Consider the following 14319-nt stretch of genomic DNA (forward strand, 5'->3'; position numbering starts at 1 on the left):
TGGTCAAACTTGCAGTCCGGTCGGATCATTCAAACCAGGCAGCATAAACGCGCTTGAAGGTACCGTCCTTCATTGCGATGTCCAGCCATTGATCCACGAACAACTTCAGCGCGACGTCGCGCTGCAGCCAGTAGGCCTTTTCCGCAAAGTCGAACGGGTGATCGGGATGCACCGCGCAGAGCACGCCGGGGTGGAGTTTCTGCTGGTAGCGCGTCTCGGACGCATCCGTCATCATCAGGTCGGCATCGCCCTTGGCAATCTCGTCGAAGATCCTGGTATTGTCATCGAAGACCTTGATCTCGGCGTTCTTCACATGCGCCCGCGCAAAGCGCTCGTTGGTGCCGCCGGGATTGACGATGACGCGCGTGCCGGCATGGTCGATTTCGGCAAGCGTCTGGTATTTGTTGATATCGGTGCAGCGGGTGATCGGCGTCTTGCCTTCGCGCATGATCGGGATCGAGAAGAAGCCTTTCTTCTGGCGCTCCAGCGTGATCGAGATGCCGCTCATCGCAATGTCGAAGCGGTCGGCTTCCAAATCCTTCGTCATCTGCGGCCAGGCCGTTTTGACATATTCGACCCTGACGCCGAGCGCCTTGCCGAGCGCTTCCGCCATGTCGACCTCGAATCCCCTGAAGCCGGGCGTCGTCCGGTCAACAAAACTAAACGGCGCATAGTCGCCGGTCATGCCCACACGCAACGTCCCGCGCTGGATGATGTCGTCGAGCCGCGAAGGCGACGCCGCTGGCTGAGCACGCGCGGAAGCTATCATCAACGTGGCAGCCGCAAGGCCGACGAATGCGCGCATCATCAAAGTTTCCTCCATCGATTGCCTCGACGATAATCTGTTGCCACGGCTTTAGATGGAATGAGCGTGTCGAGCCAGTCAAAGGAAGTCAAATCGTGACAATCTCAGTTTACGAAGCATCGGTCGGCGTGTTCATGCCATATCTTCGCAATCTTTCCGGGCTGCTCGATCACGCGTCCGCCTACGCAAGGGCGCGAAACATCGATCCTGCCGTGCTGCTCGGCATGCGGCTCTATCCGAACATGTACAGTCTCAAGCAGCAGGTGGGCGAGGCCAATCGCCATGCGATCGCCTGTTGTGCGCTGCTGGCCGGGCACGAGCCGCTCAGCTTCGGCGACATCGAGCCTGATCTTGATGAGCTCAAGCTCAGGATCGCAGCCACGATCGATTTCGTCCAAAGCCTGCCGCGTGCTGCGATCGACGAGGCCGGTGACAAGGAGGTAGTGTTCACCTTCAAGAGCGGCGCGCAGCGCGCGTTCACCGGGCGGTCGCTGCTGCTCGGCTTCAGCGTGCCGCAGTTCTTCTTTCACGTCACGACCGCCTACGACATCCTGCGTCACGCCGGCGTCGATCTCGTCAAGAAGGATTTCCTGGGGCCGCCAAGACCGGCGTAGAGCATGATCCGAAAAAGTGGAGACCGGTTTTCGCTCGCGACAAACGCGAAGCGTTTGCGCGGAGATCATGCTCAAACAAGGAGACGAGATCATGATCCGATTTCGTCTAATCGGATCATGATCTCGATGCGGAAGCTAGATCTCGCCGCCTTCCTCCCGGACCAGGCTGGCGACGGCGGCGCGGCTGGCCATTTCCTGCTTCAAGACCTCGAAGCGGTGACGTGCGTCGGCCTCGCGGTCATCCACGAACCTGATCGCGGCCTCCCGATCCATCGGGCCGCTGACCAGGGGCTTCGAATTCTCGCCGATGGTCTCGTCGACATAGTACTGGCCATCCTGCTCGCGAACCGTCCACTTGAAGCGGAGGGCGGCCATCGGGCCGGGCCCGACTTTCGAATAGCCATGGGCCTCCTGCGGCAGCGGGCTCGCGGGCTGCTCTTCGACCGCCCCCGGCTCGGCCTGCGGCTTCTCGATCGGCGCGGGCGCGTGCTGCTCGTCCAAAATGCTGGCGATGGCGGCAAGCGCATTATCGGTAGGATCGCTCTGGCTCAAAATCTCTTTCCTTAGGGGTTGGTCGGCAAAGATGGTTGCCGACACTTCCCATCTACTCAACCCCGGAATGAGGCTGAGTTTTGGCCCTGCTGCAGTTTTCCCCTTACGCACATACCGGCGGACGCTTGTCCTTCCAGGGCCGTACCTGCTCGAGCTGGCCGGCCAGGCGGAACAGCGTTGCCTCGTCGCCGAGCCTGGCGGCGAACATCATGCCGAACGGCAGACCGTCCTTGCTCCAGGCCAGCGGCACCGACATCGCAGGCTGGCCGGACATGTTGAACATCGAGGTACCCGGCATGTAGCGCCGCAGGATCGGCCCGATCTGTGCCAGGTCTTCCGACATGGTGTTGATCTCGCCGAGCCGGATCGGCGGCGTGCACAGCGTCGGACTGAGGAACACGTCGCAGCCCTCGAAGAAGATCGCGAGGCTGCGCGAGATCTGGAACGCCGCGAGCTGCGCGGCGATGTAGTCCGCCGACGTGATATTTTGTCCGTTGTGGGCGCTTGCCAGCGACAGGACTTCCAGGTCGTCGCCCGTCACGGTGCGGCCGATGCGCTGCTCGATCGCTCGCACGGCGACCGCGGTGTTGCCGCTGACAATCGTCGTCATCACCGTGGAGGGATCCGCTGGAAGTGTGGGGGCGCGCTCCTCGACATGATGGCCGAGGCCGGCGAGCAGTTTTGCGGTGTCGCGGACGGCTGCGGCGACCTCGGGGTCGATCGCCTCCCCATTGGGCGATTTGTCCGTGAAGGAGATGCGAAGCTGGCCGGGATCGCGGCTGACTTCCTGCGAGAACGGCCGCGCCGGGGGCGGCGCGACATAGAGGCTCCACGGCTCCGGACCGTGGATCGCGTCCATCATCACGGCGCTGTCGCGCACACTGATGCTGACGACATGCGCGGTCGAAAAGCCGCCCCAGCCCTCGCCACGATCGGGACCGACCGGATTGCGGGCCCGACTCGGCTTCATGCCGAACACCCCGCAGGCAGAAGCGGGGATGCGGATCGAGCCGCCGCCATCGCTGGCATGTGCCACGGGCAGGATGCGTGCTGCGACAACGGCGGCGGCGCCACCTGAGGAACCGCCGGAAGAATGCGCGAGATTCCAGGGATTGCAGGTCGGCCCGAACAGACGCGTCTCCGTGGTCGGCATCAGCCCGAATTCGGGGCTCGCGGTCTTGCCGAAGATGGTCACGCCGGTGTCGATGAAGCGCTGGGTGAGGGTGCTGCTGTGGTCCGCGACGAAATCCCTGTTAACGCTGGCGCCGGAGGTCGTGCGCGTTCCCTGCAGGAGGTCGAGGTCTTTCAGAAGGAACGGCACCCCCGTGAAGGGTCCGTCCGGCAGCCCTTTGTCGATCTGCTGCTCGGCATAATTGTAGTGCTTGACGACGACGGCATTGATCTGCGGGTCAACCTTGGCCGTGCGGGCGATCGCTTCGTCGAGCAGTTCGCGCGGGCTGACCTGCTTGTTGCGGACCAGCTCGGCGAGGCCCACCGCGTCGTAATTGCCGAATTCCTTGAAAGCCATATTCCACACCTAGAGCGAACGGCGCATCTTCGGGCGCGCATTCGTCTCTATCCTCTTGCTGGAGCAATGACCTTTCGGAAGAAGTGGTATCCACAGGTCATGCGCTGATGACGGGCCGATCCTTGTCGGCCCGCCCGAAGATAGACGGTTTTATCGGATTAGTTTAGCACGTCCTGGTTGATGACGTTCTGCCGCAACGGCGCGCCGTCAAGGACGCTCAGGATGTTGCGTGCGGTCTGCTTGCTCATCCGGTCGACGGCTTCGACCGTGACCCCGGCAACGTGTGGGGCCATGATCACGTTCGGCAGGCTGTGGAGGGGCTGGCCGACCGGCGGCGGCTCCTGCTCGAACACGTCAAGGCCGGCGCCGGCAAGCCTGCCCGATACCAGCGCATCGTGCAGTGCCTTCTCATCGACGATGCCGCCGCGGGCGGTGTTGATGAGATAGGCGGTCGGCTTCATGAGTCTGAAGCGCGCCGCGTTGAACATGCCGATCGTTTCCGGCGTCTTCGGGCAATGGATGGTGACGAAATCAACACGCGGCAGTGCCGCGTCGAGATCCGGCACCGCCTCGCAGCCGGCGGCCGCGATTTCGCTGGCCGGCTTGTAGGGATCGTAAACCAGCACCTGCATTTCCATCGCCAGGCACCGTTTGGCGGTGCGGGTGCCGATGCGGCCAAAGCCGACGATCAATACGGTCTTGCCATAGAGATCGAAGGGCAGCACGCCGAGCCGGTTCGCCCAAGTGCCGTCCTTGACCACGGCATGCATTTCCTGTGCGCGCTTGGCCAGCGTCAGCATCATGAACAGGGCCTGTTCGGCCACTGACGGCGAGTTCGCCGTGCCTGCCACCATCAGCGGTACCTTGCGGCGCGAGAGCGCAGGGACGTCGACTGCGTCGTAACCGACGCCGATCCGCGTCACCACCTGCATGTCTCCGGACGCCTCGAGCTCCGGCTCGCCGAATGGGGTGGGGCCAAGTGCGACACCATGGACCGGCGCATGCTGCTTCAGCAAGGCCGCGAAATCCCTGGCGGAGATCAGGTTGGGAAATTCGACGAGTTCGACGTCGTCCCGTTCGTTGAGGAGAGCCCGTGCTCCCGATGAGAGTGTCTGAGTGACAAAAATCTTCTTCTTGTTGGTGGCCATTTCCTGCCCTTGGCTAGTACGTGAATTGCGTCGTCAAAGGACGACGCCGGTCACCTCGTTTAGCAAATGCATGTTGTTGAGGTCCACAGCCAAACGGAGCGGGGCACCATCCTGCGCGCCGGCGTTGGGATTGACCCGGCCGCAGATCGGGGTGTCCTCGAGGGTGAAATAGACCAGAGTCTCCATGCCCATCGGCTCGGTGACGTCGAGCACGGCCTCGAACGGCTCGACTCCCGGGTGCAGATGCGGTCGGGCCTCGGCGATGTGTTCCGGCCTGATTCCGAGCAGGAGCCTCTCGGTGCGCGGCACCGCCTGGTAGCGGGCGGAACGTGCCGGCGGCACCGGAAAGGCGAGGCGGTCGGTCAGGCGCAGATGCAGCCGGCCGTCGACATCCTCGAGCCGGCAGGGCATGAAGTTCATCGCGGGCGAGCCGATGAAGCTGGCGACGAAGCGGGTCGCCGGCTTGTGGTAGAGCTCATTCGGCGTGCCGATCTGCTCGATGCGGCCGTGGTTCATCACCACCACCCGGTCGGCGAGCGTCATGGCCTCGACCTGGTCGTGGGTCACGTACACCGTGGTGGTGCGGACCTTCTGGTGCACCTTCTTGATCTCGATCCGCATCTGCACGCGCAATTTGGCGTCGAGGTTGGACAAGGGTTCGTCGAACAGGAACACCTTGGGATTACGCACGATGGCGCGACCCATGGCGACGCGCTGACGCTGACCGCCGGAGAGCTGCTTCGGCTTGCGGTCGATCAGGTCGGTGATGTCGAGCATGCGGGCCGCTTCCGCGACCCGGCTCTTGATCTCGGCTTTGGGATAGTGCTTCAGCCGCAGCCCGAACGACATGTTCTCGGCCACCGTCATATGCGGATAGAGCGCGTAGTTCTGGAACACCATCGCGATGTCGCGGTCCTTCGGCGGCACGTCGTTGACGATGTCGCCGCCGATTGTGATATCGCCGTCCGAGATGTCTTCCAGCCCCGCGATCATCCGCAGCGTGGTCGACTTGCCGCAGCCGGATGGACCGACCAGCACCACGAACTCATGGTCGGCGATGTCGAGATCGATGCCGCGCACCGCTTCGACTTCGTCATAGCGCTTCACGACTTTCCGCAGCGAAACTTCGGCCATGAGTTCAACCCTTTGTCGCGCCGGCGGTCAGGCCGGCAATGTAATAGTCCATCAGGAAGGCGTAGATGATCAGCGGCGGCGCGGCGCCGAGCAGCGCCCCGGTCATGATCTGTCCCCAGTTGAACACGTCGCCCTTGATCAGGGTGGTGATGATGCCGACCGGGAGCACGAGCTGGTCGGTCGAGGTCGTGAACACCAGGGGATAGAGGAACTGGGCCCAGGAGACCGTGAAGGCGAAGATCGTCGCCGCGATCAGGCCGGGTAGCGCGACCGGAATGAAGATCCGCGTCAGCGTCTGGAACCAGGACGCGCCGTCGATGATCGCGGCCTCATCGAGCTCCTTCGGGATCGAGGCGAAGTAGCCGATCATGATCCAGGTGCAGAACGGCACCGTCAGCGTCGGATAGATGAAGAGCAGCACGTACCAGCGGTTGATGAGCTGGATGCCGGTCCAGTCGCCGATCAGGACGAACATCTTGAACAGCGGGATGAAGAGCAGCGTGTCCGGAATAAGGTAGGTCAGGAACACGCCGGTCGCGAGCGTTGCCGAACCCCAGAACTTCATCCGTGCCAGCGCGAACGCCGCGGGCACGCTGATCAGCATGGTGATGGTGACGACGATGATCGAGACCCAGGCCGAATTCCAGAAGAAGCGCAGGAACTGGTTCGATGTCAGCAGCCCGATATAGTTCTCAAGCGTCGGATGATATACCCACCATGGATTGGTCGCCGCCGAGATCTCGGCGCTGCTCTTCAGCGAAGTGATGAGCATATAGAGCGGCGGTGTCAGCGAGAAGATCGCGAACAGCACCAGGAAGAAGTACGACCAGCGCAGCGCCCAGGCGCGGTCGCGGCTGATGCTGCCGTATTTCTTGACCTTACGGGTCGGTCCGGCCTTGTCGATCGTGATTGTGCTCATCAGGCTTCGTTCCCCCGCTTGGAGATATCGCGCAGGATGAAGATCGCCGCCACCGCGAGGATCGGCACCATGAACAGCGAGACGCTGGCGCCAAGCGGAATGTCGCTGCCCTCGATGCCGACCCGGAACGCCCAGGTCGCGAAGATGTGGGTGTGGTCGAGCGGGCCGCCGGCGGTGAGGATGCGGACGATATCGAAATTGGCGAAGGTGACGATCAGCGAGAACAGCGTCGTGATCGCGATGATGTTGCGCATCATCGGAAGCGTCACGTACCAGATGCGCTGCCACCAATTGGCGCCATCGATCGCGGCCGCCTCATAGAGCTGCTCGGGCACCGATTTCAGCGCCGCCAGATACATGATCATGAAGAAGGGCGCGCCATACCAGACGTTGACGAGGATGACGGAGAAACGTGCCCAATTCGCATCGCCGGTCCATGGGATCGGCCCGATGCCGAAGAAGGACAGTGTATAATTGAAGGCGCTATAGGAGGGATCAAACAGCCACAGCCAGGCGAGCGTGCTCATCGCCGGTGGGATCACCCACGGCACCAGCAACATGCCGCGCCATCTGCGCTGCTTGTTGGCGGGAACGTTGTGCACGAAATGCGCGACGATGAAGCCGATCAACGCTTTGAAGATCACGGCCGAAATCGCGAAGATGCAGGACTGCTTCACGACCAGCCAGAACGTGTCGCGCTTGAACAGGAACTCGAAATTGCCGAGGCCGATGAATTTCGTCATCGACTTGTTCAGCGTCGCCAGATGCAGGGAGTAGAGCGCGGGATAGATGACGAACGCCGCGACGAGGAGGATCAGCGGCAGCGTCATCAGGAACGCGACCGTCGACTTGCGCCTCAGCGCATTGTGTAAACCGTTGCGCCTCCGTGTGGCTTTTGTTGCCTGGACACGGTTCGGGTGAAGGGCGACATCGGCCATGATCGATCTTCCTCGCGAGAGTTATTCCAACGGAGAATCCGGAACGTCGGACCTGATGCCGCCAACAGCGGTGACGGTCCGCGCCGCGGCGGCCGGTTACGGCCACCGCGAGGACACGTTCGCTCTCAGCTCCGCATGAAGCCTTCACACTCGCCTTCGGCCCAGGCGAGCGTCTTTTCCATCGCTTCGCCCTGGGCAAAACGCAGGCACATCTTGGTTAGGGTTGCCTGCGCATAGATTTGCTGCGCGACCTTGGGCGGCGCCGGCGAGGCCGCGATCGACAGCGTTTGCCTATGGTAGGGGTCCGGATAGCTGAAGAGAGTGCCCTTCGGGGGGCCTTCCTCCTCCCACACCTTCAGCTTGGTCAGATTCTCATAGGCGGGCAGGTCATAGCCGCCGCTCGCCACCACCATCTTCTCGACCGATGCCGGCTGCGACAGGTGGACCAGGAGGCTCTTGGCGGCTGCCTTGTTCTTCGAGAACGCCCAGATGTTCCAGAAGAAAGGCAGATAGGGCGCAAAGCGGCCTTTCGGTCCGGCCGGGAAGCCGTGCGTCCAGCACTGTTCGGCGATCTGCGGCGCGTCGCGTTTGGCGACGGCCCAGGCGCTGGGCGGATTCATGATCATCGCCCCCTTGCCCGAGACCAGCCACTTGTTGTTGGAAGCGTCGTCCCATGCCGACACATCCGGCGGCAGGAACGCGATCAGCTTCTTGTAGAATTCGAGCGACTGCCGCACCGCATCGGTCTTCACGGTCAGGTTGCCCTTGGCATCGACGAGCTCGGCGCCGTAGGACTGGAAGATCGCGCCCGCGGTGTCGACATTGTCGCTGGTCTCGCCGAGGCCAATGCCGAAGGGAACGCCGGCCTTGTGGCAGGCTTCGGCCGCCTTCAGGAACGTGTCCAATGTCCAGTTCTCATCTTTGGGCGGCGAACCTGCCGGATACATTTCCTGCACATCGATGCCGGCATGTTTCTTCATCAGATCGATGCGCGAGCAGGGGCCCTTGATCTGGCTGCCGACGCTGGCGGGAACGCCGAGCCACTTGCCGTTGGCTTGCCCCAGATAATTGACCGTTCCGTTGACCTTGCCGTTCTGCTTGACGAGCTGGTCCATGATGTCGTTGACGGGCTCGAGCAGTTCGGCGTGCGCATGGGGCCACCAGGTGGGCATCTGCAGAATGTCATGACCGGACTTCGCCTGGGCTTCGGCGGCGATCGTCAGCAGGTTCTTATTGCCTTGGCTCGGGATGTAATCGATCGTCACTTCGACCTTTTCTTTCGCCGCCCATTCATTGACGAGCTCGGTCGAAGCCTTGTTGGCTCCGGGCACCCAGTGATCCCAGAAACCAATCGAGAGCGTGCCCGCGGCATAGGCGCCGCGGATGTAAGGAGCCGTAACCAGCGCTGCCGATGACAGCGCTGTAGCCGCAACAAATTCTCGTCGAGACAGCTTCTTCCGTGACATGGCGTTCCCTCCCTGGTGAGCCGACGGTCAAAGACTTGCGAAATCTCGTTTTTGTTTTTTTGGCTCGCCGCATTCGAGGCGGCGGGGCGATTTCCTCGTTGGAGATCAGAGCAGAATTGTCGGCGCCTGTCGAGAAATCAGGTGAATGCTTTCGTAGAACTAACGTTGTGTGCAAATGGCAGGCAATCGGATCTGTTAATCTTTGCGCTATGCCTGCCGCAGGGCGTTTTTTGCGGCGCACGCGAGTGAAGGGACGCGACAGGTAGACCTGCTTGCGGGGAGAACGATAAAGTCCGGGGATCGGCGGCGCTTCAGCCGCGATCACGATCGATCATGGAGACTCCGATAATGCCAAGCTTGGTATCGAAGCAGCGTGCGCGCTTGAGGCTCTGCGCCGCGCTGGCGGCGGCTGCCATCCTGTCCTTCAATGCCTCCCCGCGCGCGGAGGCGCAGGGCTTGATCCAGGGCGTCCAGCAGGGGGCTCGTGAAGGCAACAAGGCTGCCGGGCCGGTCGGTGGCGTCTTGGGCGGCGCAATTGGAGGTGTGGTTGGCGTGGTCACGGGGGTGACCGGCGTGCTCACCGGCACCAACCCCAACAGCAACCCGGCGCCAGCGGACAGGCAAGGCGCTCCAGCCAAGAACAGCAAGGCCGCGAAGGCCGCCAAGGACAAAGCCGCCAAGCAGCCGCAGATGCTGACCCAGGCGGGCGTGCCGCAGCTCACCGCCGAACAAATCGTCGCCACCAGCGACGCCAACATCGAGCGGATCAAGAAGGAGCTGAACCTCACACCCGAGCAGGAGAAGTATTGGGCGGGCTTCAATAGTGCGATGCACTATCTCGGTCATAACGGCGCCGATCGCGTGAATCTGCGCATTGCCCGCGCCAAGCGCGACCCGCCGGACGATATCGTGGAGCAGATGCGCAATGAGGCCCAGTTCCTCAACGACCGCGCCGTCGACCAGCGCAACGTCGCCGATGCCGCCGAGCCGCTTTATGCGAGCCTCGACGACAAGCAGAAGCAGATCTTCATCAACGAAATGGTCCGCCTAAGCCACGAGCGGGGGCTGGACTAAGTGGGAGGGCACTTCGACCGCCGCCACGAATAGCCGGGTAACCATGCCCTGGGGTAGGTTGAAGGCGCGGCACCCGGCTATTCTGCCGCAGCGGCGCGGCCTCTCCAAACGTCATGCAAAGTTGAAGAAACCTCGACTGATTCACGCCTGACTTATGGCTGATTGAAGGTCTTGTCGGGAACCCGTTGGCGCGGCGTTACAAAATGGCATCGGCCAGCTCGGGCTGGCCGACGAATCGCGCACGGAACTTATCGCCGGGAAGCCTTTTTTTCTAAGCCTTGGCGAAGTTGAGTTCCACAGCGACCCCGTCCGGGTCGTAGAAGAAGAACTGGGTGTCGCCGGTGCGTGGCACGATGCTTTCGCGGAACTGGATGTTGTGTTCCCGAAGGCGCCTGCGCACGCCATCGATGTCGGTCGCGGCAAAGGCGATGTGGTCGAGCCGGCCGGTGTCTTCGTATGTCTTCTCGGTGCCGCGGACCACGATGCCCTCGCGCGGCTTGCGGGTGCCCATCAGATGCACGGTGGCGACGCCGCCGGAATAAAGCCAGTAGCCGGGGAAATCGAGCGGCGGCCGCTCGCCATTCTCAAGACCCAGCACGTCGCAATAGAAGTTCTTGGTCTTTTCGAGGTCCTGCGGTTCGATCGTGTAATGCTGCAGTCGGCCGAGCGGCATGGTGTTCTCCTTGGAAACTAAACGAAGGTGAGGTCGCAATCTGCGCCCATCATCCAGGCGCCGACGGTTTCGAAATGGCTGAGTCGGCCCTGCAGTTGCTGGGTCACGGTGTGGATGTCGCGGAAGCGGCGCTCGAGCGGATGGCCGTCGAAGATCGCGGTTGCTCCCGCGGCATTGTAGGCGAAGTCGACGGCCTCGCACGCCTTGTGGATGGCGTGGGTGGCGGCCATGCGGATGGTGATCCGCTGCTCGACAGTGATGTCGTTGCCGGCGACGAGGTCCTTCCAGATGTCGGCCATCGATTGCAGCACGAAGCCGCGCGCGGAACGCAGATGGACTTCGGCCAGGGCCAGGCCGGACTGCACCACCGCATTGTCGCGCAGCGGGCTCTTGGCGCCGCGCGGCACCTTGTTGCGTGCCACGTCGACGAAATTGTCGAGCGCACCGCGGGCGATGCCGCAAGCGACGCCGGCAAAGCCGACCTGGTAGCAGGTGCCTGACCCCATTCGGTAGAGCGGGCCGGCCTCGCGGCGCTCGCGCTCGAACTCGCGGGTGATCGAATGGTCCGCGCGGACGAAGAAGTCGTTCAGCGTGAACTGGTCGCTGGCGGTGCCGCGCAGGCCGACCGTGTTCCAGATGTCGGTCCATTCGACGTCCTCGGTCCGCACCAGCATGGTGCGCTCGATCTGCGCGCCAGTGGCGTCGCGTTTCGGCGAGCCGTCAGCCGCATAGACCGGGCAATGCGCGCCGAGCCAGGTGGCGTGTCGCCCGCCGGAAGCGAACGACCAGACGCCGGTGACGCGGTAGCCACCTGCGCATTCGACTGCCTTCACCCTTGGGCCGGGACCCCAGGCCAGCACCGCGCGGGGATCGCCGAACACCGCATGCGCGACCGGCAAATCGAGATAGGCAGCCGCCATCGCGCAACCGCCGGCCTGGCTCAGACACCACGCCGTCGAGGCGTCGGCCTGCGCGATGGTCTCCATGACATGGAAGAAGGTGAGGGGATCGGTCTCGATCCCCTGCGACGACCGCGGCAGCAACAGGCGAAACAGCCTGTGGTCATGGAGCTGGTCGAGCAGCGCCGGCGGCAACCGGCGCGTTTGCTCGATTTCGTTTGCGGCCGCTGCGACCAGCGGCTGGACCGCTTTCGCGCGGGCGATCACGGCCGGATCGCCCGCAAGTTCGGCAGATGTCGCGATCATCGTTCAAAGCTCCTCAGGCTTGCCGAACCGACGCGGTCGCCGCTACGTCGGCTTCGCCCGTCAGCTCGCGATCGATCTGTTCGATCGATTTGCCCCTGGTCTCGATGCCAAGGAAGTAATAGACGGCGCCCGCCATCAGGAACCAGCATCCGAGATAGACGAAGGCGGTCGGGATTTGCGTCAGCGGCACATCAGGCTTCAGGTAGTTGCTGGAGCCGACGATCAGCGCAAGACCGACCGGACCGATGATCTTGCCGATGCCGCCGAAGCCATAGGCCGAGCCCATGCCGGTGGTGCGCAGATGCGAGGGCCAGACCTCCGCCGCATAAGGCCCGACAATGGCAAAGCCGCCGTCGGCGAAGAAGAATGCCAGGGTCAACAGCAGCCAGAACGCGGAGACGCCGAACAGCGTCGCGTCGTAATGATAGCCCGCGATGATCGTCAGCGCGCCCGCGCCGAAACCGAGCAGCCCGCCGGAGGTCCGCCGTCCCAGGAGCTCCGAGAGAAAGGAAAAAGAGATGCGGCCGAGGAAGCCCGACACACTGAGCAGGATCATCATCTTGGCAGCTTCCTGCGGCGTCACCTTCAGAAGCAGTACGAACAGCGCCGGCGCCCACAGGGTGATGCCGTAAACGCCGGTCTGCGCGCCCGCATTGCCGAGCCAGGAGACGATCAGGCTGCGCGGATATTTGAAGAGATCAAGCCAGCTCGTCTTGATCACCGGGCCGGCATCGGCCGCCGTCGGCAGCGGGAGGGAGGACGGCTCCACTTGTAGCGCCCAGGCGAGCGACTTGCGCGCTTCCTCGTAGCGGCCCTGGCGGCACAGCCAGCGCGGGCTCTCGGGAACCCAGAGCCGGACCAGCAGCACGAGCAGGGACGGCAGCACGCCGATCGCAAACATCAGCCGCCACTGGTCGGAGCCCATGAACGCCCCAAGGACGGCGCCGAGCCCGACGCCGAGCGGGATCACGCAGGTGACGAGGCCGCCGACCCAGCCGCGCTTGTGCGAGGGTACGAACTCCTGCACCAGCGGCAGGTCCACGCAATAGAGCCCGCCGACGCCGGTGCCGACGAAGAAGCGCAGCACCGCGAGATAGATCCAGCCGTTATCGGGGGTAAAGTACAGAAGGCCCGTGGCGATCGAGAAGTTGAGTACGGTGCCGATGAATACGATCCGGCGGCCGACCCGGTCGGCGAGCCAGCCCCAGACATAGGCTCCGATGATGGCGCCGATGCCGGAGCTCATCAGGACCGTCGCCGACTGTCCGAAGGTGAGCTTCCACGGCCCAATCAGGAAGGCGAGCACGAAGCCGATCAGGAAGTAATCGAAGAATTCCAGCGCGTCGCCGATGATGGCAGCCGAAAGGATCTTGATCTGGTTGCCGGTCAGACTCCTCCGGCGATCGAGAATCTCGAACATGGCGTTTCCCCTTGGCGCCTGTTCATTTTGATTCAAGCGGGCGTCGCGCCCATCGCCCCGCCTATGGTCAGCGAAGCTATCCTCGGGCCGCGGCGAACGGCAAGCCCACCAGCGCGCGGGGCACATCTGCGTTGTGACGATGAGGCGATGCATGCCGCTCTGCACAATCGCATGTGCGAGAGCGGGGCGTTCTAGCGCTTGAGCAGGGTCTTGAGCTTCGCGTCCAGCTCTTCGTAGGACATCGCGCCTTTCCATTGTTCGCCATTGACGAAGAAGGTTGGCGTGGCGTCGACCTTGAGCGTCTCCATTGCGTAGCGCTGGTCGGCGGCGATCTTGTCGAGCAGCGCTTGGTCGGTCTCGCAGGTTTCGACGTCCTGCTCGCTCATCCCGTTCAGCTTGCCGACCAGAAACAGCGTTTCCTTTGTTTGATCCATCAGGCGGGCCTGCTGCTTGAACATTGTCTCAATGACGGCGAAGTGCTTTTCGGCATCGTCCTTGCCGATGCAGCGCACCAACATCGAGGCGGCTGCGGCCTTGATGTCGAGCGGGAATTCGCGAAACACGAACCGGACCTTGCCGGTGTCGATATATTTCGAACGCAGCATCGGAAAGACATTCTCGCCGAACGCTGCGCAATGCGGACAGCTCATCGAGGCATATTCGACGATCGTTACTGGCGCCTTCGGTGAGCCGATTGCGATGTCGGGTAATGATACGGGCTTGGCGACGGCTGCAGCGGTCGCGCTTTGTGCCTTTGCCTCCCGATCTGTCGGCGGACCAAGGAAAGCAAGCAGGACAATGAACCCCAAGGCGGCGCTGGTCATATGACTGAGAACAGGCAAC

General features: G+C 62.8%; 15 protein-coding genes. 3 read left to right on the forward strand and 12 right to left on the reverse strand.

Annotation, left to right across the window (positions count from 1 at the left end):
* Nucleotides 1-25: 25 nt before the first annotated feature.
* A complete protein-coding gene (locus tag AC5ZG5_RS29460) occupies nucleotides 26-808 on the reverse strand; it encodes a transporter substrate-binding domain-containing protein (RefSeq protein ID WP_456644902.1) in 783 nt (260 codons plus the stop codon).
* Between the two features lie 92 nt (nucleotides 809-900).
* Between AC5ZG5_RS29460 and AC5ZG5_RS29465 the strand changes: the two genes are divergently transcribed.
* Nucleotides 901-1419, forward strand: coding sequence for a DUF1993 domain-containing protein (locus AC5ZG5_RS29465; protein ID WP_283813282.1), 519 nt, complete (start codon nucleotides 901-903; stop codon nucleotides 1417-1419).
* Between the two features lie 135 nt (nucleotides 1420-1554).
* Here the strand turns inward: AC5ZG5_RS29465 and AC5ZG5_RS29470 are convergent, their stop codons facing one another.
* From AC5ZG5_RS29470 to AC5ZG5_RS29495, 6 genes are all read right to left on the reverse strand, one after another.
* The gene (locus AC5ZG5_RS29470; RefSeq protein WP_456644903.1) at nucleotides 1555-1971 is read right to left on the reverse strand and encodes a hypothetical protein; all 417 of its coding nucleotides are present in this window, start codon (nucleotides 1969-1971) and stop codon (nucleotides 1555-1557) included.
* 103 nt (nucleotides 1972-2074) lie between these two features.
* Nucleotides 2075-3499, reverse strand: coding sequence for an amidase (locus AC5ZG5_RS29475; protein WP_456644904.1), 1425 nt, complete (start codon nucleotides 3497-3499; stop codon nucleotides 2075-2077).
* A gap of 158 nt (nucleotides 3500-3657) precedes the next feature.
* A complete protein-coding gene (locus AC5ZG5_RS29480) occupies nucleotides 3658-4647 on the reverse strand; it encodes a hydroxyacid dehydrogenase (protein ID WP_456644905.1) in 990 nt (329 codons plus the stop codon).
* Between the two features lie 33 nt (nucleotides 4648-4680).
* Nucleotides 4681-5781, reverse strand: a complete 1101-nt coding sequence (locus AC5ZG5_RS29485; RefSeq protein WP_456644906.1) for an ABC transporter ATP-binding protein — start codon at nucleotides 5779-5781, stop codon at nucleotides 4681-4683.
* 4 nt (nucleotides 5782-5785) lie between these two features.
* The gene (locus AC5ZG5_RS29490) at nucleotides 5786-6700 is read right to left on the reverse strand and encodes a carbohydrate ABC transporter permease (RefSeq protein WP_028166449.1); all 915 of its coding nucleotides are present in this window, start codon (nucleotides 6698-6700) and stop codon (nucleotides 5786-5788) included.
* Entirely contained in the window at nucleotides 6700-7638 is a 939-nt protein-coding gene (locus AC5ZG5_RS29495; protein WP_456644907.1) for a carbohydrate ABC transporter permease, read from the reverse strand. Before AC5ZG5_RS29495 ends, AC5ZG5_RS29490 begins: the two co-directional genes overlap by 1 nt.
* Here AC5ZG5_RS29495 and AC5ZG5_RS29500 point away from each other — a divergent pair.
* Nucleotides 7637-7777 (forward strand): hypothetical protein, encoded by a 141-nt coding sequence (locus tag AC5ZG5_RS29500; RefSeq protein WP_456644908.1) that lies wholly within the window; start codon nucleotides 7637-7639, stop codon nucleotides 7775-7777. The two genes, AC5ZG5_RS29495 and AC5ZG5_RS29500, sit on opposite strands and share 2 nt — an antisense overlap.
* Here the strand turns inward: AC5ZG5_RS29500 and AC5ZG5_RS29505 are convergent.
* A complete protein-coding gene (locus AC5ZG5_RS29505) occupies nucleotides 7764-9104 on the reverse strand; it encodes an ABC transporter substrate-binding protein (protein ID WP_028166447.1) in 1341 nt (446 codons plus the stop codon). The genes AC5ZG5_RS29500 and AC5ZG5_RS29505 overlap by 14 nt on opposite strands.
* A gap of 348 nt (nucleotides 9105-9452) precedes the next feature.
* Here AC5ZG5_RS29505 and AC5ZG5_RS29510 point away from each other — a divergent pair, with 348 nt between their 5' ends.
* Nucleotides 9453-10178: a Spy/CpxP family protein refolding chaperone gene (locus AC5ZG5_RS29510; protein ID WP_456644909.1), complete on the forward strand. Its 726-nt coding sequence runs from the start codon at nucleotides 9453-9455 to the stop codon at nucleotides 10176-10178.
* Between the two features lie 271 nt (nucleotides 10179-10449).
* On the opposite strand, the gene AC5ZG5_RS29515 is transcribed toward AC5ZG5_RS29510, so the two are convergent.
* The 4 genes from AC5ZG5_RS29515 to AC5ZG5_RS29530 form a co-directional block, all read right to left on the reverse strand.
* Nucleotides 10450-10851 (reverse strand): VOC family protein, encoded by a 402-nt coding sequence (locus AC5ZG5_RS29515; protein WP_456644910.1) that lies wholly within the window; start codon nucleotides 10849-10851, stop codon nucleotides 10450-10452.
* A 17-nt stretch (nucleotides 10852-10868) separates the two neighbouring features.
* Nucleotides 10869-12056: an acyl-CoA dehydrogenase family protein gene (locus tag AC5ZG5_RS29520; RefSeq protein WP_456644911.1), complete on the reverse strand. Its 1188-nt coding sequence runs from the start codon at nucleotides 12054-12056 to the stop codon at nucleotides 10869-10871.
* Between the two features lie 13 nt (nucleotides 12057-12069).
* Nucleotides 12070-13476 (reverse strand): MFS transporter, encoded by a 1407-nt coding sequence (locus AC5ZG5_RS29525; RefSeq protein ID WP_028166443.1) that lies wholly within the window; start codon nucleotides 13474-13476, stop codon nucleotides 12070-12072.
* A 191-nt stretch (nucleotides 13477-13667) separates the two neighbouring features.
* Nucleotides 13668-14300: a DsbA family protein gene (locus AC5ZG5_RS29530; protein WP_208826692.1), complete on the reverse strand. Its 633-nt coding sequence runs from the start codon at nucleotides 14298-14300 to the stop codon at nucleotides 13668-13670.
* Nucleotides 14301-14319 lie beyond the last annotated feature (19 nt).

This window comes from Bradyrhizobium sp. Ses1, from assembly GCF_059512365.1.